Raw genomic sequence first — 19351 nt, forward strand, 5'->3', positions numbered from 1 at the left:
GGGCGGGGTCAGTCACGCGGACCGTGCTGACCGGAGTGCGTCCACACGCGCAACGGCCCCACCAGCTCGAAGCCGTGGCGGAGCGCGACCGCCAGATCGTCACCCTGCTCGTAGCCGACGACGGGCAGGGTGGGGAAGAGACGGGCGAGTGCGTGCAGGACGAGCGGCCAGGCGGCGTCGGGCCCGCCGTCCCGGGCGAAGACGTTCGAGACGCCGACCACGTCCTCGCTTCGGCTGGCGACCGCTCCGGCGACCGCTCCGCCCTCGGTGTCGTCAGCGGAGCGGCCCAGGATCACGAAGGTCTCCGGATCGGCGAGCAGCCCGGGCCGGAACAGGTCGGCGTTCCCCGCCCCGTCGTCCCAGGCCAGTGCCCAGGCACGCAGCGTGTCCGGGTCGCCCGCCACGTCCCATTCGAGATCGGGTGCCGCCGTTGCCGCCCCGGCGGGCCGGTGGATCCACTGTGCCTCGAACAACACCCGGAACCCGGCCTCCGTCAAGTCGAGGTCGGCGAAGCTGTCCTTGACCGAGGCGCCGGGCGAGGCCGTGTCGATCCGGGCGGTGAGCGCGTCGGGGTCGGCGTCCGGCCCCAGCGTCACCGCGTCGGGGTAGTAGAGCGGCGTGCGCACCGGGGCGGTCCAGGCGTCGGCCCCGAACTCGCCGGTCACGCCGTGCGCCCGGCACATCGCCGCACACCACTCGGCGTTGTTCCGGGCGGCGGCCCGGACGAGTGAGGGCCGTGAGGTGGTCATGATGGGATCAAACCGATGGCGGGCCCGGTCCGTCCACCGATTTGATGGTCACCGCCCCCGACCACCGTGGGAAGGACTTCCTCTGTGTCAGTCCCCCTTGCCCACCCCGGCCCGGCCGTCGCGCTCCTGAGCGAGCTCGGCGCGGCGGACATCGCCCATCCGGGCGGCACCCTCCTCGCCCACCTCACGCGGGTGCAGAGACAACTCGCCGAGTGGGGCGCCCGCCCTGCCCTCCAACTGGCGGGCCTGTGCCACGCGTTCTACGGCACCGACGGCTTTCCGGACGCCCTTTTGCCCCTGGACCGCCGTGACGAACTCGCGGCGGCGGTCGGTGCCGAGGCCGAGTCTCTGGTGTATCTGTACGCCTCCTGCGATCGCGCGGCCACCTATCCGGCGCTCGCCGACGCCGACGGACCCTTTCACGACCGGTTCACCGGCCTGAGCCACACCCCGGAGCCGCAACCGCGGCGGGACTTCGCCGAGTTGTCCGCCGCCAATGAACTCGACCTCGCCCGCCTCGACCCCGCCTTCCGCGACCGGTGGGGTCCCGAACTCCTCGGATTCTTCACCCGCGTCCGTCCCCTGCTGAGCGAACCCGCCTGGGCGGACTGCCAGGAGGTGCTCGCCGGATGAAGTTGACCGCGATCACCCTGGACTGTGCCGATCCGCTCGCCCTTGCGGCGTTCTACCGGCAGGCCACCGGACTGGAGCTGCATCCGGCGTCGGACGCCGGCTTCGCCGCGCTGGAGAGTGAGAACGGCCTCTCCCTCGCCTTCCAGTGGGTCGAGGACCACCGGGCTCCCAGCTGGCCCGACCCTGCCGTTCCCCAGCAGTTGCACTGCTGCTTCCGGGTCGGGGACCTGGAGGAGACGGAGACGCGGCTGCTGAGGCTGGGCGCGGGCAAGCCGGAGTATCAGCCCGACCCGGGCAGATGGCGCGTCCTCACGGACCCGGCCGGGCATCCTTTCTGCATCGTCGGGGGTCTGGTCGAGCCCTCATGACGTCGCCCCGCACACGGAACGAACAGAACGCACCGCACCCACCGAACCCGCCAGTCCCGGTGGCCACTTCGCCCGCCCTGTCCGCCACGGAGATCGCCACGCCCCGGCTCCGGCTGCGCGCAGCGCACGACGCCGACCGCGCCGGGCTCATCGAGCTGCAGACCGACCCCAGGGTCCGGTCACATCTCGGCGGTCCGAGGCCGCGGAGTGCGGTCGAGCAGTACTTCGACGCGAGGGGCGTCGCGCACGTCACCGACAAGCCCGGCTCGTTCGTCATCGCCGACCGGACGACCGACGACCTCCTCGGGATGCTCCTGATCCACCGACGCCCCCTCGACCTGCCCGGACACGTCACCGAGGAGGGCGGGGAGCTGGAACTGACCTACGTCCTGCGCCGTGCTGCCTGGGGCAGGGGACTGGCCTTCGAAGCAGCCACCGCCGCGTTGCGTGCCGCCGCCTCCGAACTGCCCGATCAGCCGGTCCTGATCGTGACCCAGACGGCCAACACCCGTTCCCTCGCCCTGGCCGCCCGGCTCGGCTTCCGGCCCGTCGGCACGTTCGAGGCCTACGAAGCCGAACAGACCCTGGCGGTGGCCGGCCTGCACACGTTCCAGGTCTGAGAAGGCCCGCGATCTCAGGGCGTCGAGGGCAGCCAGCCGCGTTGGACGGCGCGGACGCCGGCTTCGAAGCGGCTGCGAGCACTGAGCCGTTCCATGAGTTCGCCGGCGATACGGCGGGCCGTGCGCGGCGAGACGCCCAGACGCTTGGCGATGGACTCGTCGGTGTGGCCGTTGGAGAGCAGCAGCAGGACGTTGGCCTCCTGCGGAGTGAGGCCCTGGCTGTCGCGGCGGCAGGTCTCGCCGAGCGGGGCGGCGGTCTGCCAGATGCTCTCGAACAGGGCACACAGGGCGGTGAGCGTGCCGTTGCCGGTGAGGACGACGGCGCCCGCCGAGGTGTCGTCGCTGCTGACGGGGAGGACGGCCCGGGACCGGTCCATGATGATCATGCGGGTCGGCAGGGACGGCGTGGTACGGACCTCGCCGCCGTGTTCGGCCAGCCAGGTGGCGTGCTGCACGGTGGCGGTGCTGTTGCGCGCACTGTCGAGATAGACCGTGCGCATCCGGACGCCGCGGTCCAGCAGGGCCTCGTTGAGGGGACGAGACGCGCGCATGTTGTCCTCGGTCTGTGCGCCGTCGGGCGCCAGGGTGAGGACCTCGGTGCGCACCTCGGCGGTGAGGGTGGCGAGCCGGTCGCGGACCCGGTCGAGGCCGACGAGCTGCTCGACCTCCACATGCGCCGCGTCGGGGCGCAGATCGGCGTACTGGGCGATGAGTTGGGCGGCGGCGGCGCGGGACGCGTCCACGCGCTGTTGCTGGGCGGCGAGTTCGGCCTGCTGGCGGGCGAGCAGGATCTCCATGCCGATGTCCGGCGACACCGGCCGCAGTTCGCCGCGCCGGTCGTAGGAGGGGCGGACCAGGGACAGTTCGCTGAGCGTGTCCAGAGCCGAGCGGACCGCCTCCTCGCTCAGGCCGAGCCGATCCGCGAGTCCGGCCACTCCGGCCTGCGGTTCCGACAACATCGCCCGGTACACCTGTTCCGTCTTGTCGTCGAGCCCCAGCAATGCCAGCACGACGTCCCCCTGTTCGTGAAGCGTACGAATCTGACGCGTACGCACCTCGATGCATGCTGCATCATTCCCGACACGGCCGGGAGCGGCTGTGACTGGATTCACGGGGAGGCGGAGGGAAGGAAACAGGGCAGGACGGATGTGTCCGTTGCCGGAACCGTCCTCAGCGGAGCGGTGGCGGGGGTCGTGGCGGATTGCCAGAGTCGGTGCGTGTATCTCATCCACGTCCATATCAAGGGTCCACCAGGGGCCGTGCTGCCCGAAGGCATCGAAAGCCTGGTCCGGTCGTCCGCGCGGGCGGCGGACCGGATCGAGCACGTGGTGACGCACGGGCGGGCCCTGCCGTATCCCGTTCTCGGGCTGTATCTGGTCGCGGAGCGGGCGGAGGAAGCCCGGTCCGTGGCCCACGAGGTGTGCCGCCGGATGCTGACGGGCTGCCCGTCGTTGCATCCGGACTGGGAGGTGGTCGGGGCGGAACTGCCGGGCACCCCGTCGCCCGGCCGGTGGCCGGAGCCCGGACCGCTTCCGCACGACTGACCGAGCCCGGCCCGCCTGGACGGAACAGTCCACTGCACCTTCCGTCCAGTGAAGATCCCTTCCGCGCTCTCCCGCGGCCGGTCAGAGTGCTGGTCACGAGCAGATCGCATCCGCATCAGGACTCTTCGATCCGTGATTCCCGTGAGGGATCTCCTGACAGGGGTTACCACCATGAATCCGATCAGTGACTACATCGCCCGGTCGGCCGCCGTCGCCGCCCTCGTACTGGGCACGGTGCTGGCAGGCGTATGCGTCCCGGCGGCGTCCGACGCCCCCCTGAACACGACCGACACCACTGTCACGGCGAGCTCCGCGGACGCCTCCGACGTGGGCTGGCAGTGAGCGGTGTACCAGATCGGTTTGCTGTACGACCGTCAGTTCACCGCATGGGCGGTGCGCACGGCGCTGTCGGCGGTGCCCGGACTCCAGGTTCACAGCGTCCCCGAGGACGGTGGCGAGAACGCCCCGCGCCATATGGACGTCCTGGTCACCGACCACCAGCCGCGCGACCCCGCGATCGGCGCGCGGGCCACCCGGATGCTGCTGATGTCCCCCAACGATCCGCCGCCGGACCTCGACATGGCCGCATCCGGTTTCGCGGGGCACCTCTCCGAACGCTGCACCGCCGCCGAACTGGTCGCCGCGATCCGTGACGCGGCGGCCCCGGACACGCCGGTGCCACCCGACAAGGGCGGCTTCCCCCTGTCCGCGCGGGAGCGACAGGTGCTGCGGCTGATCGCGGACGGCTACACCCACGACCAGACCGCCCGCCGACTGGGGCTGAGCCCGCACACCATCAACACGTACGTCAAGCGGGCCAAGGGCAAACTCGGCCTGGGGAACAAGGCCGAGCTCACCCGGGCCGCCCTGACGGACGCCTGGTGACCGCGTCAGCCGTCGCCCCTCGTGGCCACAACGGCCCAGGTGCGGTGCGGGACTTCGATCACCTCGCCGGGGAAACGCTCGCCCAGCACCCGGCCGAGGGCGTCGTCGAAGCGTTCCACCTCGTCCGGCGGCAGGCTGGCGCCGACCCCGGCACTGGCCCGGATCCGGCCCCGCCACGCCTCGGGCGGGTACGGCACGGCCAGGTCGAAGGAGAAGGTCTCGATGCCGGTGAAGCCCGCGGTGGCCAGGTCGGTCAGCCAGCGCGGGTACAGGCCGGTGCCGCCGCCCATCGTCCAGGCCGGGTTGAAGGAGAGGATCAGCTCCTCGGTCGCCTCGACCACGTTGCCCGGCAGGGGCAGCCAGTCGAAGTGGGCGATGACCACCCGGCCACCGGGACGCAGCAGCCGCGTGATCTCGGCCGCGGCCTTCGGCGCGTCGAACCAGTGCCAGCACTGGCCGGCCGCCACCACGTCGTACGACCCGTCCGGCAGCCCCGTCGACTCCGCCGTGCCCACCCGGTAGTCGGTCCGCACCCCGGCCTCCCGGTCGAGCTCCCGGGCCTGCTCCAGCAGCGGCTCCGCCGGGTCGAGGCCGGTCACCCGCGCCCCCGCCCGGGCGAACAGCCGGGCCAGGGTGCCGGTGCCGGTCCCGATGTCGAGCACGTCCTTGCCGGGGAAGGCGATGCCGTGCCGGTACAGGTGCGTGACGATCTGCGGTGGGAATCCGGCGCGGTGGCGGCCGTAGTCCTGCGCGGTGAGCCCGAAGTCAGGACGGAACGTGCTGGTCATGGCAGGTCTCCTAGGGGCGGAACGGGGAGGGGGGCTGAGGGGTGGCTACGCGTCGGCCGGCACCGGCGTCACCGGGTGCGGACGGGTCCGTTCCGCCCACCCGGCCACGGCCGGGGCGGCCAGCCCCGCGGCGGCCAGCAGGGCGGCCAGTACGGCCCAGCCTGCCATACCGTGGTCGATGATCAACAAGGCCGTGAGGGCGGGGGTGATGGCGGTGCCCAGCTGCGTGGTCAGCCCGAACAGGCCCTGGTACTGCCCATGGGCGTGCTCGGGAGCCAGCTCGTACGACAGGGCCCACGAGCCCGCGCTGTAGAGCAGCTCTCCCATCGTGTGGACGGCGACGCCCACGGCGAGCACACCCACCGCGAGCCACGACGGACGCCCGGCGGCGGACGCGAACAGCACACAGCACGCGGCGAGCCACAGCCCGGACCGGCGCATCGCCCTGGCGCCGCCCCTGATGTCCTCGGCGCCCCGGCTCACCGGGACCTGTCCCAGCACCACCAGCGCGGTGTTGATCAGCAGCAGACCCGCGTAGACGGACGTGGGGGCGTCGGTGCGCTCGGCGATCCACAGAGGCAGGGCGACGTTGAGGATGCCGGAGTTCGTGATGAGCACCGCGTTGAGCAGTCCCACCGCGACGTACGGCCGGTCGCGCAGCACCGCCCATCGGGGTCCGTCCGGCTCCGTGGGCACCGGCGGCAGCGCGGGAAGCGCGAGCAGGATCACCCCGGCGACCACGAACACCACCCCGCCGGCGAGGAGTTCGGCGGTGTACACGGCCCGGGACCCGGCGTCGAGAGCGAGACCGCCGGCCACCGTGCCGACGGAGAAGCCGACGTTGGTCACCGAGCGGAGATAGGCCCGGGTGCGCAGCCGGTCCGTCCCCGGCACCGCCCTGGCCACCAGCGCCCCCCGGGCCGCCGTGGATCCGGACTCCGCGACCGCCACCACGCTCGCCGCCAGCAGAAAGCCGCCGAAGCCACCGACGAAGGCGTAGCCCCACAGCGCCACCGCCTGCAGGACCACATATCCGACCGAGGCGCCCCGGGCGCCGACGACGTCCGCGAGACGGCCCGCCGGAATGCTCGCCGCCATGCCCGCGATCGCCGCGAGTGTCAGCCCGAGACCTACCTGGCCCGGCGCGATGCCCACGGAACGGGTGAAGTACAGAACGGAGATGGTCACCACGACGCCGTGGCCGACGCTCCGGGCGAGGGTGCTGAGGTTGAGCACCCACACCGCCCGGGACCACGGCAGTACCTTCCGGATCATCCTTTTTCTTCCTGATTCTCGTCTTCTCGGACACTTCTCGGAGAGCTGATATGCAACAAGCGCCCGCCGTCCTCCACGTCGGCTGGATGTCCCGTGCCGTCGACGCACTCGTCCGTTCCGGTGCGGACGTGACCTGTGCGGTGAAACCCGCCGACGCCCCCGCCGCCCGCGCCATGGGCGTGCGCCCGGTCGTGGTGCCCGACCCGGCCCGTGGCACCGACGTGCTGGCCGGACTCGCCCGGGTGGGCCTGGCCGCCGGTTCCTTCGACGCCGTGTGCAGCGGACTGGAGTTCTGCCTCCTCGACGCGGCGGCGGTCACGGGCGACGCGGCGGCGGTCACCCGGGCCCTGGCGATGCGGGACAAGTTCGTGCAGAAGCGTGTCGTCCGGGACGCCGGGGTGCGCACGGCCGACTGTGCGGTGCTCGACGAGCCCGGCGGTGCCGCGGCCGCGCTGCCGTCGTTCCCGCAGGTGCTCAAGCCCCTCGACGGCGGCGGGGCCCGGAACACGTTCCTGGTCGCCGACGAGCGGGAGCTGGCGGCCGTCCTCGAACGGCCGGAGTTCGCCGCGGGCGGCGGGCCCTGGCTGCTGGAGGAGTACGTGCCGGGCGTCGAGTTCCAGGTCGACGGGTTCGTCGAGGGCGGGGAGCTGAGGCTGCTGTCGATCTCCCGGTACGTGCAGAACCTGATCGAGGTGCACAGCGGCGGACTGGTGGCCCACATCGTGCTTCCGCCGCGCACCCACCCGGAGCTGTACGCGAAGGTCGGGGCGCTGGCCGAGACGTCCTTCAAGGCGCTCGGGCACCACGACGGGGTCTTCCACCTGGAGGTGTTCGAGCATGCCGGGGACGGAGAGATCGTGTTCGGCGAATGCGGGGCGCGGGTGGGCGGAGGCCGGACCGACGAGGTCGTCGAGCGCGCCTTCGGCGTCCGGCTGCACGACGTGTGGGCCCGGCTGGCGACCGGCCGCTCCTCCGGCGTCAGCGGCTTCCCCGGCCACGGGGACGGCACGGTCTTCGGCGGCATGAACCTGTCCGCACGACCGGGTCCGATACGCGCGGTGCCCGCCGCCGGCGAGGTCCTGCGGCGGCCCGGGGTGGTGTACGCCGAAGTCACCGCCGGTCCCGGCACGGTCCTGCCCGACACCACCGAGGCCACGAACCTGCGGGCCGGCCTCGCGGTCGTCTCCGGGACGGACGAACGGGAGGTCGAGGACCGCATGCGGCGGCTTGCCGACTGGTTCGCCGCGCAGGTCACCTACGAGACGTCCGGCTGAGCGGGCGGTGCCCGTCACCGTGCCGTCTCCGCGGCGAACCGGGATACCACGTACGGGAGGATCCCGCCGACCCGCAAATACTCGGCTTCGCGGGAGGTCTCCACGGCGGCGGTGGCCTCGAACTCCGTGACGGAGCCGTCGGCACGGCGCACCCGGACGAGCACCGTGCCGCGCGGGCCCAGGCCCGACAGTCCCACGAGGTCGATCTGCTCGGAGCCGTCCAGCCGGTGCGTGCCGCTGCTCTGCCCGGCCGGGAAGCACAGCGGCAGCACTCCCATGCCGACCAGGTTGCCCCGGTGGATCCGCTCGAAGCTCTCCGCGATCACCGCCCGGACGCCCAGCAGCGCCGTGCCCTTGGCAGCCCAGTCGCGGGCGCTTCCGGCGCCGTACTCGCGCCCGGCGACGACGACGGCGGGCACGCCCTCCGACCGGTACCGCTCGGCCGTCGCATGGATCGTGGCGGGTTCGCCGGAGGGCTGGTGCCGTGTCCAGGGGCCCTGCCTGCCGTGCTCGGCCAGGGCGTTGCGCAGCCGGGGGTTGGCGAAGGTGCCCCGGACCATGACGTGGTGGTTGCCCCGGCGGGTGCCGAAGCTGCCCAGCCGGTCCGGCGGGACCCCGGCCCCGGTCAGGTACGCGCCGGCCTCGCTGTCCGGCGCGATCGGGCCGACCGGCGAGATGTGGTCGGTGGTGACGCGGTCGCCGAGCAGCACGAGGACGCGCGCCCCGGTCACCTCGTCCGCCACCGGCCCGGACGCGGCGGTGTCGACGTACGGCGGTCGGAGGATGAACCGGGAGTCCGACGGCCAGGCGTACAGCTCGTCGCCGCGCACCTCGAGCGACCGCCACCGCTCATCGCCCTCGAACAGGTCGTCGTACACGTCCGCGAAGAGTCCGGGACCGGCGGCGGCCCGCACCGCCTCGGCCACCTCGGCCGGGTCGGGCCACAGGTCACGCAGGTGGACGGGCCGGCCGTCCGGGGCGAAGGCGACGGGCTCGCGGGTGAGATCGCGGTCGACCGTGCCGGCCAGGGCGTAGGCGACCACGAGCCCCGGGGAGGCCAGGTAGGCGGCGCGGATCCGCGGGTGGATACGGCCCTCGAAGTTCCGGTTCCCACTGAGGACGGCGGCACCGAGGACCCCGCTGTCCGCCGCCCGGGTCCCCTCCTCGGTGAGCGGGCCGCTGTTGCCGTGGCAGGTGGTGCAGCCGAAGGCCACCACCCCGAAGCCGAGCTTCTCCAGCGGGGCCAGCAGCCCGGCCTCCTCCAGGTAGGCCGGGACGGTACGGCTGCCCGGAGCGAGGCTGGTCTTGGTCCACGGCGGGACCGTGAGGCCCAGCTCGACCGCGCGCCGGGCCACCAGGCCGGCCGTGACCATCGAGGAGGGGTGCGAGGTGTTGGTGCAGCTCGTCAGAGCCGCGATGAGCACGGCACCGTCCTGCGGCGTTCCCCCGGCGGCGGGGCGGGGCGCGGTCCCGCTTCCGGCGTCGGCCAGACTGCGGGGCACGGCGGACAGCCCGAGCCGCTGGTCCGGGCGGTGCGGACCGGCCACGCAGGGTTCCACACCGCCGAGATCGACCGTCAGCTCCTCCGCGTAGCGCACCGAGGACCGAGTGCCCGGCTCGTGGAACAGCCCCTGGGCCCGGCAGAACGACTCGACGAGCGCCACATGCTCCGGGTCGCGGCCGGTCGCCCGCAGGAAGCGGAGCGTCTCGTCGTCCACCGGGAAGAAGGACGTGGTGGCGCCGTGGTCCGGCGCCATGTTGGCGATCGTGGCGCGGTCCGGGACGGAGAGCCGCCGCGCGCCCTCGCCGTGGAACTCCAGGATCGCGCCGACCACGCCGTAATCCCGCAGGAGCTGGTTGAGCGTCAGGACGATGTCGGTGGCGGTGGTGCCCGGGCGGGGGCGGCCGGTCAGCCGTACCCCCACCACCCGGGGCGGGGCGATCAGCACCGGCTCGCCGAGCAGCGCGGACGTGGCCTCGATGCCGCCCACGCCCCAGCCGAGTACACCGAGGGCGCCCACCATGGAGGTGTGGGAGTCGGTGCCCAGCACCGTGTCGGGCCTGGCCAGGGGCTGTCCGTCGGGGCCGGGACCGACGGTGACGACCTGGGCGAGCCGTTCGAGGTTGATCTGGTGGACGATCCCCTTGCCGGGCGGTACCACCCGCAACCCGGGGAGCGCCCGTTCCGCCCAGCGCAGCAGGGCGTAGCGCTCCTCGTTGCGGGCGAACTCCAGCTCGGTGTTGATCCGCAGGGCGTCCTGGCGGCCCGTGACATCGGCGCGGACCGTGTGGTCGACGACCAGGTGGGCCGGGATCACCGGGCTGACCCGTCCGGCGGGCAGGCCCCGGCGTACCGCCGCCGCGCGCAGCGCCGCGAGGTCCAGGATCACGGGGATGCCCGAGTAGTCCTGGAGGAGCACCCGAGAGGGCTGGAACGACAGTTCGCCCGGCGTACCGTCACCGGCTCCCCAACGGGCCACCGCCCGCACCAGGCCGGGCTCCGCCCGGCCGGTGGCCACGAGATGCGCGGCGTTCTCCAGCAGCACCCGTGCCGTGTACGGCATCACCGCGAGGTCGGCACCGGCCGACCGGGCGGTCGAGTGCAGGTCGTGGCGAGGGGGGAGCACGGTCACAGGGTGCCTCCGTGGGGCGGACCGAGGGGTGTGGTCATGGGGGCCTTCGTGGACGCGGTGATGCGGGCAGGGGTGTGTTCGCGGGTCGGGTCGAGCCGTGTGGTCAGCGGGAGGGCTCGTCGAGTGAGTCCAGCAGGGCCGCTCGGTCGAGCTTGCCGTTGGCGGTGCGCGGGAACGTTCCGGCGTGGTGGTGCACGGAGGCGGGCGTCAGGTAGTGCGGGAGCCGGTCGGCCAGGGTGCGCCGGAGTGCCTCCGGCCCCGGGTCGCCGGCATCGCTCCGGTAGAACAGCGCGAGGCCCTCCCATGTGCCGTCGCCGCCGGGTACCGGGACCACCGCGCACTCCCGGACGCCCGGCACACCGAGTGCGGCGCGCTCGGTCTCGGCGGGCTCGACGCGGTAGCCGGAGATCTTGACCTGGCGGTCGGCGCGGCCGAGGAAGTGCAGTACTCCGTCAGGGCCGCGCCGGCCCAGGTCGCCGGTGCGGTACAGCCGGGTGGGGATGCCGTCGACGTCCACGACGACGAACTTCTCGGCGGTCGCCGCCGGTTGGCCCAGATAGCCGAGGGCGAGTCCGTCGCCCGCGACACAGATCTCGCCCGGCCGGCCGTCCTCCAGCACCGTGTCGCCGTCGAGGAGGTGCACGGCGGTGCCGGGGACGGGGCGGCCGACGGGGATGCCGTCGGGCAGTTCGCAGTCGGCCGGACGGACCGCCCGCGTGGTGGCGAACACGCAGCTCTCCACCGGGCCGTAGCCGTTGAGGAGCGAGATGTGCGGATGGCGGGCGAGGAAGGCGCGCACATGCGGCACGGAGAGGCGCTCACCGCCCGTCATCACCTGCCGGATCCCGGCGAACGAGTCGATGTCCTCGTCGACGAACAGGTTGAACAGCGAGGCGGTGAGCCACAGCGAGTCCACTCCCGCCGACTTGACCAGGTCGCGCAGGTCGCCGGGAAAGAGATACTCGCCGTCGGCGAGCACGGCGGTGCCGCCGGTCGTGAGCATGCCCCACAGCTCCAGATGGAAGGCGTCCCAGGACACCGGCGCCGCCTGGACCATCGCCCTGCCCCGGCCGAAGTCCGCGAAGGTCCGGTCGGCGAACAGACGCGTGGTGGCCCGGTGCGGTGACAGGACCCCCTTGGGCGTGCCGGTGGTGCCCGAGGTGAAGAACACCGCGGCCGGCGCGGCGGCGTCCACCCCGGCGGGCTCCGCCGCCCCGGCCGGATCACCGCAGGGCAGCGGCCGCGTCGGGGTGCCGAGGTTCGGGAGGCCGCCGTCCGTGATCACGAACGGCGCCCCCAGCGCCCGTACCACGGCGTCGATCCGCGCGGCCGGCCACCGACGGTCGAGCGCGGAGTACCCGGCCCCGCACTTGAGCACCGCCAGCAGCGCCACGACCAGTTCCGGCGAGCGGGGCAGCAGCACCGGCACCAGGCTGCCCGGACCGACGCCCAGGGCGCGGAGCCCGGCCGCCGCGGCGTCCGCAGCGGCGTCCAGCTCCGCGTAGCTGGTCCGCGTGCCCTTGAAGACCAGGGCCGTGACGTCCGGTCGCATCAGCGCCTGCCGGGCGACCGCCGCGTGGAGGGTGGGGAGTTCTCGCTCTGGCATGTGTCAGTTCCTCGGGGATGCGCTCTGATCGGCCTGCCATTCCAGCCAGGCCCCCAACGTCAGCAGCGGGAAGGAGAGTTCGGCCGCCGTGGGATCGCCCGCCCGCAGGCCGGCCAGCAGGTGGTCGATGCCGTCCGGCCGGAGGCCGGCTCCGGTCAGCAGGTCCCGGTGGCCGTTCAGTCCGGCGACGACGCGGCCGGCGGCCGGGCCGGTGAGCCAGTCGGCGACCGGAGCCCGGAAGGGCTTCTTGACCTCGTCGCGGTAGGCGGGCAACTCCGCGCCGTACGCCCGCCGCAGAGGAAGCTTGGTCTGCCCGGCGCCGACCAGACCGGCGAAGGACTCCGCCGCCGCCAGAGCGGGCACACCGCCGTGGAGGAACGGCGTACGCCCTTCCACTCCCCGCGCCATCAGCAGATGGTCGGCGCGACGGAGCAGCGGTTCGAGACTGTGCGTGTACTCGAACTCCCGCACCACCTCCGCCGCTCGGCGTCCGCCCGACGCGGGCAGGGCGTCGTGGAGCGCGTCACGCGCCGCCTCGTACGCATCCGGTGCCAGCAGCGAGCGCAGCAGGTTCTCGCGAGCGGTGGGGAGATAGAAGGAGACGGGATCCGTGGTGTCCGGCAGCCGGAGGTAACTGCGGTAGCCGCCGAAGAGTTCGTCGGCGCCCTCGCCGGCCAGCAGGACGACGATGCCGCTGTCCTGGGCCAGCCGGGCCAGCGCCGCGTACATGGGCACGCTCGTCATGGCGGTCGGCTCGCCCAGCGCGCGCACCGCGTCCGGGATGCCGTCCAGCAGGTCCCCGGGGCCGAACGGGGCCCAGCGGTGCCGCCAGCCGTGCCAGACGGTGCCGGGCAGGCCGAGGGCGCAGAGGCCGGTGATCCCGTCGCCGTTGCCGTCGGGCACGACGCTGACCGTCGACAGTTCACGGACCCCGAGGCGGGCGAGCTCCAGCGCCAGCACCGTGGAGTCGAGGCCGCCGCTGACCGCCAGGCCGACCGGCCGGTCCGACACCAGCACCCGCCGCACCGAGTCGGCGACGGCTGCCCGCAACGCCTCGGGCCCGGCCGGTACCGGGGCGGGGGCGACCGTGTCCGTGCCGAGGTGCTGGACGCGGCCCTCCTTGATCAGCAGGCGGCCACCGGGCGGCACCGGCGCGACGCCCTCATAGAACGTGCCGCCGTCGACCACCCTGCCGTACAGCAGGAACTGGGCGACCGCCGCCGCACGCACCTCGGCGGGCCCGAAGAGCTCCAGCAGCGCCGGGATCTCGGAGGCCACGGCGACGCCCGCCGGGGTGCGGCGCAGATAGAGCGGTTTGATGCCGAGCGGATCCCGGGCCACCGTGAGGGAGCCGTCGGGCGCCCGGCGGACCAGGGCGTACATGCCGTCGAGCGCCGCGCCCAGGCCCTCCCCGGCCGCGTGCACCGCCTCCGCCTCGTCCGTGCCGCCCGCCGGAACCGTCCCGCCGGCCGTGTACACCTCACCGTTGAAGGCGTACACGGCCTCCCCTCCCGCGAAGGGCACGGCGTCGCCCGGCCGGCTCCGGACCCGCAGCCGGCACATGGCCACCGCGGACCCCGCGTCGCCGACCACACCGTGGCCGTCCGGGCCCCGGTGCGACAGCGTCCCGATGGCCTGCCGGGCCAGCCGGTCGGCCCGCCACCCCCGGGACGGGGCGGGGGCCAGGCTCACGCCCACGACGCCGCACACCGGTCAGCCGTCCTGTCGTGCGGGGCGTGCCTCGGCCGTGTACATCCGGGTCGACGGCGCCTGCCCGAACGGCGTGGTGGACAGCAGGGCCAGACCGCGGCCGGCCACGTCCGCCGCGTCCAGCAGCGCGACGACGTCCTCGTGGTCGAACCGCTGCTCACGGCCGCGCCCCCGGTACCACTGGAGCAGGGTCGCCGAGTCGATGGCCCCGTGCGGCAGCAGCGCCTCGGTCAGTACGTCCCCGGCGGCGGCGAAGTCGACGACCTTCGCGTCGGCGTCGTAGAACCGCTCCAGACAGCCGCGCTCGCGTCCGACGGCGATCATGCGCTCGTCCATCGGGTACAGCCCCAGCTTGATCGAGGTGTGCAGCCTGCCCCCGTCGGCGAGCAGGTCCAGCATGCCCTCGACGCCCCGGCGGGCCTCGGTCTCGCTGAAGCGGTTCACCAGCCGGTCGTTGAGGACGAACCGCTGGGTGCCGCGCAGGTCCTCGGGCGCCGGCCGGGTGATGTCGTGCCGCAGCACCCGGCAGGAACCGGCGGGCAGCGCGGCACGCAGGTCGTCGCACATACGGGCGGAGAAGTCGAGGACGGTCACCTCGGCGCCGCGGGCGATCAGCGCCTCGACCAGGTCCTTGGTGGAGGCGCCGACGACGGTGCACGTGTCACCGGCCTCGATGCCCTCCGTGAACAGCCCGATCTCCTCGTCGCTGGGCTTGGCGGTGGTCCGCCCCGACTCCCAGAACAGCGAGCCGATCAGGTCCCAGGCGGCGGACTTCTCGTTCTCGGTCGCGCTCCGAGGCACGGTGGTGGTCACTGGTGGCTCCCTACGGGGTCGAGCAGGCTGGAGTTGTAGTCGCCCGCGAGTACGTGGTTGATGTAGGTCCCGGCTCCGCCCACGACGCGGTAGCCGTGCGGGACTCCGGCCGGGATGAACACGCCGGCCGGGCTCTGCACGGGGAAGGTCCGGTCGCCGAGCGTCACCTCGACGGACAGGCCCCGGTACGCCTCCTCCTCGCCGAGGAAGACGAAGAGGCTGTCGCAGTGGTGGACATGGGTGTCGACGTGGCCCGCGCCGTAGTCGTCCATGAGCGGGATGCGGCGGGCGATGCAGTACTGCTCGGCGCCGGGCACGAACCGGTTGTCGACCACCACGAAGCGGTCGCCCGGGCCCTTGCGGTGGTGGCGCAGTTCGGTCGCGGAGATGATCTGCGGATCGTTGATCCACTCCTCCGGCCGCTCGGGCAGCCCCGCCCGGTGCGTGGTGCCGGTGCGGCCGACCCGCGCCGGGTCCATCCACTCGTACGAGGAGGGCTCCCGCTCCACGGCCGCCACATGGAGTCTGGCGACGTGGTGGAACACGTCCCGGCCGACGACCGGGCGCCGGTGGTCCGGCATGGAGCGGGAGTGGGCGCCGACCAGGCGGCTGAGCTCGGGCAGCAGCTCACCGGCGGTCAGCGGCCGGGTGCCCCGGAAGTCGAGGTTGGTGGCGAGGGCGGCGTAGTCCGTGATGCCGGCCCGTTCGCCGAGGCCGTTGACGGAGGTGGACGCCCACGTGGCGCCCGCGTCGAGCGCCGCAAGGGTGCCGGCCAGGGCGAGTCCGCGGTCGTCGTGCAGGTGCACCTCGATCTCGGTGCCGGGACACGCCGCGCGCAACCGCGCGATCCGCTCGCCCACCTCCTGCGGCTCCAGCACTCCGACGGTGTCCGCGAAGCAGATCCGCTCGGCTCCGGCCGCCACGGCGATCCGGTAGGCCGCGATCAGGTCCTCGGTCTCCGTGCGGCTGCTGTCCTCCACCGTGAACCGCACCCGCAGCCCGAGGCCCCGGGCGTGCGTGACCGACTCCTCGATCCTCAGGTGCAGGTCCTCGACGCTGTGGCCGGGGAGCCGTGAGCGGCGCGATATCTCGTTGACGCCGAGGAAGACGCCCACCCAGGCAGCCCCGCTCTTGGCGACGGCCTCGATGTCGTCGACGTGCGCGCGGGCGTGGGCCAGCACCGGCACGTCACCTGCCGCCTCCACCACGGCGGCGGTCCGCAGGATCTCCTCCGGGCCGACGGCGGGATGGCCGCACTCGATGGCGTCCACCCCCGAACGCACCAGCAGGGTGGCGATGTCGACGCTCTGGTCGAGGGTGAAGCGGCCGTGCGCGGACTGCGTGCCCTCGCGCAGCGTGCTGTCGATGATGTACGTCATCGGGTCTCCCGGAGGTCGTCGAGGCCGGCGAGCGGGAAGCTGTCCTTGGCGCGGAACTCCGGGTCGGACCCGTCCGCGAAGACGACGACCATGCCGCGCCGGTCGTCCGGTGAGGTGTTGGCGGCGCTGCCGTGCGCGAAGTAGCGGTCCCACATCACGGCGTCACCGGGGTTCAGTTCGAACTGGACGGGCTCGCGCAGCCCGTCCTCGGCGGCGTCCAGCCCCGGGTGCCAGCGGTAGTGCGGGCGCTCGCGGTGCGGGATGTGGCCGCGGGCGTGCGAGCCGGGGCTGCCGAAGAGGCCACCGTTGGCCGGGGACACCGCGGTGAGCGCGAACCAGACGCTGAACGCCTTGGGGTACTGGTACGTCCACAGCGCCTGGTCCTGATGCAGGGTCACCTCGGTGCCGACCAGGGCCGGTTTGAGGAAGGCGGCGTGGAAGACCACGGTGGCGCCGTCGCCGATCAGCCGCCGGGCGATGCCGGTGACACCGGAGCGCACCAGCATCGGGCCCCACAGCCCGGGGTCGTTCCACAGCAGCCGGCGCAGCTTGCGCAGCCTGCGGCCTCCGCCGTCGGCGCCCCCCTCGTCGTACTCGGCCTCGTAGCCGGCGGGTACCTCGTCGGCCGCGTCGAAGGCGTCGAAGGCCTCGACGGCGAGCCGTTGGTCCTTGTCGTCCAGCAGTCCTGGCAGGAGGTGGTGGCCGTCGCGGGCGTAGGAGTCGTAGTCGATGTCAGGCATGGCGGTCCTGTCGCTGGGAGGGGTGGCCGGATGCGAGGACCTCCCGCACCGGCAGGTCGGGCTGGGCCGCGAGGGCCCGGACGGCGGCCAGGAAGTCCCGGGCGAACTCCCGCACCACGGCGTCCGGGTACTCGGAGCGGTAGTACAGCGCGGTGAAACGCACGTCCGGGCCGTGCCGCAGCATCCAGAGGTGGAGGCCGGGCGAGTCGGCCGTCTCCGGCAGGAAGACCGGCTCGGCCCGTGTCCCGCCGAGCCGCAGCGACCCGCCCCACACGTCGTTGAACATGAAGTAGACGCCGGGCGACCTGCGGAACCCGCCGTTGCCGGCGGCCGTGCCGGGCCACATCAGGGCGCGGACGTACGCCGCGGGCAGGTCACCGTGCGCCGTCGCGGCGAGCGCGGTCTCCCGTACGGCGGTGACGAGGTGGCCGAAGTCGCGGGAGAGGTCGACGTCGGTCGTGGGGAAGACTCCGTTCGCGAACCAGCCGACCGTGTCCTGGAAGTCCGGCTCCAGCCGGTTGGCCGCACTGGTCAGCAGGGTGACCCGGGAGCGCCCGGTGCGCAGCGCGACCAGTGCCTTGAGCGCGGCGAGCGTCACGACGTACGGCGTCGTGCGCATCCGGGCGCACAAGGAGTCGAGTGCCGCCACGACCGGCGCGGGGACGTCGTGCTCCAGGCTCGCCGGGTCGTGCAGGCCACCGTCCGGCAGGTAACCGGGCAGGCGGAGCTCCAACGCCGCGGGGTCGGGTCCGAGCCGGTCCCGCCAGTACCGCGCGACCTCCTCGCCGCGGCCCTGCCGGTAGCCGTCCCACTGGCGTGCCGCCCAGTCGGCGTAGGCGCCGGACGCGGTCAGCCGGGGCCGCTCACCGGCGGCCAGGGCACGGTAGGCGGTGGCCAGGTCGGCGGTCAGGATGTCCAGCGACCAGCCGTCGGCGGCCATGTGGTCGAAGACCAGGGCCAGGTAGTGGTCGTCGTCGGCGCAGCGCACCAGGTGCGCCCGGAACAGGGGCGGCGCGGTGCGGTCGAAGGTGCGGCGGACCTCCTTGTCGAGGAGCCGTACGGCCTCCTCGGACCGCTCGTCCTCGGGGAGCCAGGACAACTCGTCGATCAGCAGGTCCACCCGGGTTCCGGCGACGGCGTACTGGCGCACGGTGCCCTCGCGTGCCTCGAACCCGGTGCGCAGCGCCGCGTGCTGGTCGGCGACGGCCTGCAGCGCGCCTTCCAGCAGCGCCGGTTCGAGGGGACCGCGCAGCCGGTAGGCCGCGTGGAACTGGAGGGCCGGCGCGTCCGGGTCGCCCAGCGCGGACAGCACGGCCCACTCCTGGGCCATCGAGGCCCGGCCGTCGGACGTGGTGGCGGGCGCGGACGCCGGCTCCGCTCCGCTCGCGTCCATCCGTTCCGCCAGCTCGCGCACCGAGGCGGCGGTGAAGACCGTACGGGCTGACAGCCGGACCCCGAGTTCCTCCGCCACCCGCCGGATCAGCCGGAAGGCGAGAATGCTGTTGCCGCCGCGGTCGAAGAAATTGTCCTCGGGCCCGATGTCGGATTCCTGGAGCAGCTCGCGGTGGATGCGCAACAGGGTGTTCATGGCGACCGGGGTTTTTTCGTGGGGGGTGCTCTCTGTCACGTGCGGGTCTCCATGGATCGGCCATAGAATTCCGCGATGATTTCGATGGCGGAATTCTTCAGAAAAGACTGGTGGGTGCCCTCCGTGACGACGCAGGAGAAAAGCCCTCCGTGTCGTGCGCGGGCGAGCATGCGGGCCCGCTCCGCTTCCGGAACCACCGGGCTGCTACGGGCGACGACGGAAAGAACGGGTATCCCCAGGCCGTCCAGCGCGTCCAGCAGGTGGCCGTAGTCGTAGTGCCACTTCAGGAAACTCGCCTCGGCCCATTCGTCGGCCTCGTACCGGTCCGGCAGCCGTTCGAAGGACTGGTCGAGGAGGACGACGCTGGATATCCGGTGAGGCCCCAGGGCCACCCCCAGCACGGCGGCCACCAGGGCCCCGTACGAGTAGCCGATCACATGCAGCGGCCCGGGCACCGGGTCGAGGATCCGCTGGACGTCGGCGGCGAAGTCCAGCGGTGAGTACCCCCACTTCGGAGCCGGGCTGGCGCCGTGGGCGCGCAGCGAGGGGTAGACGGCGAGGGAGCCCGCCGGGCAGAGGGCGTCACCGATCGCCCGGAGTGCGGTCTTGTCGTCGCCGAACCCGTGCAGGAGCAGCAGGTGCCCCGGCGCGGCGGGACCGGTCGCGGTACCCGGCAGCCGGTCGTGGTCGAGGAGCTCCACCGTGCCGACCCGGCGGAGTTCCGGCAGTGCGTATGCCATCCCCGT

General features: G+C 73.2%; 19 protein-coding genes. 7 read left to right on the plus strand and 12 right to left on the minus strand.

Translation table 11 applies throughout. The features are described 5' to 3' along the window. Nucleotides 1-8 precede the first annotated feature (8 nt). Entirely contained in the window at nt 9-749 is a 741-nt protein-coding gene (locus tag AB0F04_RS13690; RefSeq protein WP_362040981.1) for a hypothetical protein, read from the minus strand. Between the two features lie 84 nt (nt 750-833). Between AB0F04_RS13690 and AB0F04_RS13695 the strand changes: the two genes are divergently transcribed. From AB0F04_RS13695 to AB0F04_RS13705, 3 genes are read left to right on the plus strand one after another with little or no spacing between them, the layout of a single operon-like run. Next, complete coding sequence (locus AB0F04_RS13695) at nt 834-1382, plus strand: DUF6817 domain-containing protein (RefSeq protein ID WP_362040983.1); 549 nt, start codon at nt 834-836, stop codon at nt 1380-1382. Then, nucleotides 1379-1750: a VOC family protein gene (locus tag AB0F04_RS13700; RefSeq protein WP_362040985.1), complete on the plus strand. Its 372-nt coding sequence runs from the start codon at nt 1379-1381 to the stop codon at nt 1748-1750. The genes AB0F04_RS13695 and AB0F04_RS13700 overlap by 4 nt, the downstream gene beginning before the upstream one ends. A 59-nt stretch (nt 1751-1809) precedes the next feature. Further along, nucleotides 1810-2370 carry a GNAT family N-acetyltransferase gene (locus AB0F04_RS13705; protein ID WP_362040986.1) on the plus strand — a complete coding sequence of 187 codons (561 nt, stop codon included), beginning with the start codon at nt 1810-1812 and terminating at the stop codon, nt 2368-2370. Between the two features lie 14 nt (nt 2371-2384). On the opposite strand, the gene AB0F04_RS13710 is transcribed toward AB0F04_RS13705, so the two are convergent. Next, nucleotides 2385-3380, minus strand: a complete 996-nt coding sequence (locus AB0F04_RS13710) for a helix-turn-helix transcriptional regulator (protein WP_362040988.1) — start codon at nt 3378-3380, stop codon at nt 2385-2387. A gap of 207 nt (nt 3381-3587) precedes the next feature. Between AB0F04_RS13710 and AB0F04_RS13715 the strand changes: the two genes are divergently transcribed. The 3 genes from AB0F04_RS13715 to AB0F04_RS13725 all read left to right on the plus strand — a co-directional run bounded on the left by AB0F04_RS13715 (nt 3588) and on the right by AB0F04_RS13725 (nt 4799). Beyond that, nucleotides 3588-3914: a hypothetical protein gene (locus AB0F04_RS13715; protein WP_362040989.1), complete on the plus strand. Its 327-nt coding sequence runs from the start codon at nt 3588-3590 to the stop codon at nt 3912-3914. A gap of 171 nt (nt 3915-4085) precedes the next feature. Continuing rightward, nucleotides 4086-4256, plus strand: a complete 171-nt coding sequence (locus tag AB0F04_RS13720; protein ID WP_362040991.1) for a hypothetical protein — start codon at nt 4086-4088, stop codon at nt 4254-4256. A 3-nt stretch (nt 4257-4259) separates the two neighbouring features. Continuing rightward, on the plus strand, nt 4260-4799 hold the full coding sequence (locus tag AB0F04_RS13725) for a LuxR C-terminal-related transcriptional regulator (RefSeq protein WP_362040993.1): 540 nt from the start codon (nt 4260-4262) through the stop codon (nt 4797-4799). 5 nt (nt 4800-4804) lie between these two features. On the opposite strand, the gene AB0F04_RS13730 is transcribed toward AB0F04_RS13725, so the two are convergent. Both AB0F04_RS13730 and AB0F04_RS13735 read right to left on the minus strand, forming a co-directional pair. After that, nucleotides 4805-5587: a methyltransferase domain-containing protein gene (locus tag AB0F04_RS13730; protein WP_362040995.1), complete on the minus strand. Its 783-nt coding sequence runs from the start codon at nt 5585-5587 to the stop codon at nt 4805-4807. 45 nt (nt 5588-5632) lie between these two features. Beyond that, a complete protein-coding gene (locus tag AB0F04_RS13735) occupies nt 5633-6862 on the minus strand; it encodes an MFS transporter (protein ID WP_362040998.1) in 1230 nt (409 codons plus the stop codon). A gap of 50 nt (nt 6863-6912) precedes the next feature. Here AB0F04_RS13735 and AB0F04_RS13740 point away from each other — a divergent pair, with 50 nt between their 5' ends. After that, complete coding sequence (locus AB0F04_RS13740) at nt 6913-8136, plus strand: ATP-grasp domain-containing protein (protein WP_362041000.1); 1224 nt, start codon at nt 6913-6915, stop codon at nt 8134-8136. Between the two features lie 14 nt (nt 8137-8150). On the opposite strand, the gene acnA is transcribed toward AB0F04_RS13740, so the two are convergent. The 8 genes from acnA to AB0F04_RS13780 form a co-directional block, all read right to left on the minus strand. Beyond that, complete coding sequence (gene acnA / locus AB0F04_RS13745) at nt 8151-10769, minus strand: aconitate hydratase AcnA (protein WP_362041001.1); 2619 nt, start codon at nt 10767-10769, stop codon at nt 8151-8153. Between the two features lie 103 nt (nt 10770-10872). Continuing rightward, entirely contained in the window at nt 10873-12375 is a 1503-nt protein-coding gene (locus tag AB0F04_RS13750) for an amino acid adenylation domain-containing protein (protein ID WP_362041002.1), read from the minus strand. A 3-nt stretch (nt 12376-12378) separates the two neighbouring features. Then, complete coding sequence (locus tag AB0F04_RS13755; RefSeq protein ID WP_362041004.1) at nt 12379-14067, minus strand: asparagine synthetase B; 1689 nt, start codon at nt 14065-14067, stop codon at nt 12379-12381. A gap of 21 nt (nt 14068-14088) precedes the next feature. Continuing rightward, nucleotides 14089-14898: a hypothetical protein gene (locus AB0F04_RS13760; protein WP_362041006.1), complete on the minus strand. Its 810-nt coding sequence runs from the start codon at nt 14896-14898 to the stop codon at nt 14089-14091. Further along, entirely contained in the window at nt 14895-16277 is a 1383-nt protein-coding gene (locus AB0F04_RS13765; protein WP_362041008.1) for a hypothetical protein, read from the minus strand. Before AB0F04_RS13765 ends, AB0F04_RS13760 begins: the two co-directional genes overlap by 4 nt. Next, nucleotides 16274-17017: a phytanoyl-CoA dioxygenase family protein gene (locus AB0F04_RS13770; protein ID WP_362041010.1), complete on the minus strand. Its 744-nt coding sequence runs from the start codon at nt 17015-17017 to the stop codon at nt 16274-16276. The genes AB0F04_RS13765 and AB0F04_RS13770 overlap by 4 nt, the downstream gene beginning before the upstream one ends. Then, nucleotides 17010-18644, minus strand: coding sequence for a condensation domain-containing protein (locus tag AB0F04_RS13775; RefSeq protein WP_362041012.1), 1635 nt, complete (start codon nt 18642-18644; stop codon nt 17010-17012). Before AB0F04_RS13775 ends, AB0F04_RS13770 begins: the two co-directional genes overlap by 8 nt. Beyond that, nucleotides 18641-19345, minus strand: a complete 705-nt coding sequence (locus tag AB0F04_RS13780; protein ID WP_362041013.1) for an alpha/beta fold hydrolase — start codon at nt 19343-19345, stop codon at nt 18641-18643. The genes AB0F04_RS13775 and AB0F04_RS13780 overlap by 4 nt, the downstream gene beginning before the upstream one ends. Nucleotides 19346-19351: the final 6 nt, after the last annotated feature.

The sequence above is a fragment of the Streptomyces sp. NPDC029041 genome (assembly GCF_040637515.1).
GTDB lineage: Bacteria > Actinomycetota > Actinomycetes > Streptomycetales > Streptomycetaceae > Streptomyces.

What these genes read in the sequence shown, in the direction of transcription:
- AB0F04_RS13690 (WP_362040981.1), bottom strand. Translation starts at nt 749, where the DNA reads ATGACCACCTCACGGCCCTCACTCGTCCGGGCCGCCGCCCGGAACAAC.
- AB0F04_RS13700 (WP_362040985.1), top strand. Translation starts at nt 1,379, where the DNA reads ATGAAGTTGACCGCGATCACCCTGGACTGTGCCGATCCGCTCGCCCTT.
- AB0F04_RS13720 (WP_362040991.1), top strand. Translation starts at nt 4,086, where the DNA reads ATGAATCCGATCAGTGACTACATCGCCCGGTCGGCCGCCGTCGCCGCC.
- AB0F04_RS13730 (WP_362040995.1), bottom strand. Translation starts at nt 5,587, where the DNA reads ATGACCAGCACGTTCCGTCCTGACTTCGGGCTCACCGCGCAGGACTAC.
- AB0F04_RS13735 (WP_362040998.1), bottom strand. Translation starts at nt 6,862, where the DNA reads ATGATCCGGAAGGTACTGCCGTGGTCCCGGGCGGTGTGGGTGCTCAAC.
- AB0F04_RS13740 (WP_362041000.1), top strand. Translation starts at nt 6,913, where the DNA reads ATGCAACAAGCGCCCGCCGTCCTCCACGTCGGCTGGATGTCCCGTGCC.
- AB0F04_RS13750 (WP_362041002.1), bottom strand. Translation starts at nt 12,375, where the DNA reads ATGCCAGAGCGAGAACTCCCCACCCTCCACGCGGCGGTCGCCCGGCAG.
- AB0F04_RS13765 (WP_362041008.1), bottom strand. Translation starts at nt 16,277, where the DNA reads ATGACGTACATCATCGACAGCACGCTGCGCGAGGGCACGCAGTCCGCG.
- AB0F04_RS13770 (WP_362041010.1), bottom strand. Translation starts at nt 17,017, where the DNA reads ATGCCTGACATCGACTACGACTCCTACGCCCGCGACGGCCACCACCTC.
- AB0F04_RS13780 (WP_362041013.1), bottom strand. Translation starts at nt 19,345, where the DNA reads ATGGCATACGCACTGCCGGAACTCCGCCGGGTCGGCACGGTGGAGCTC.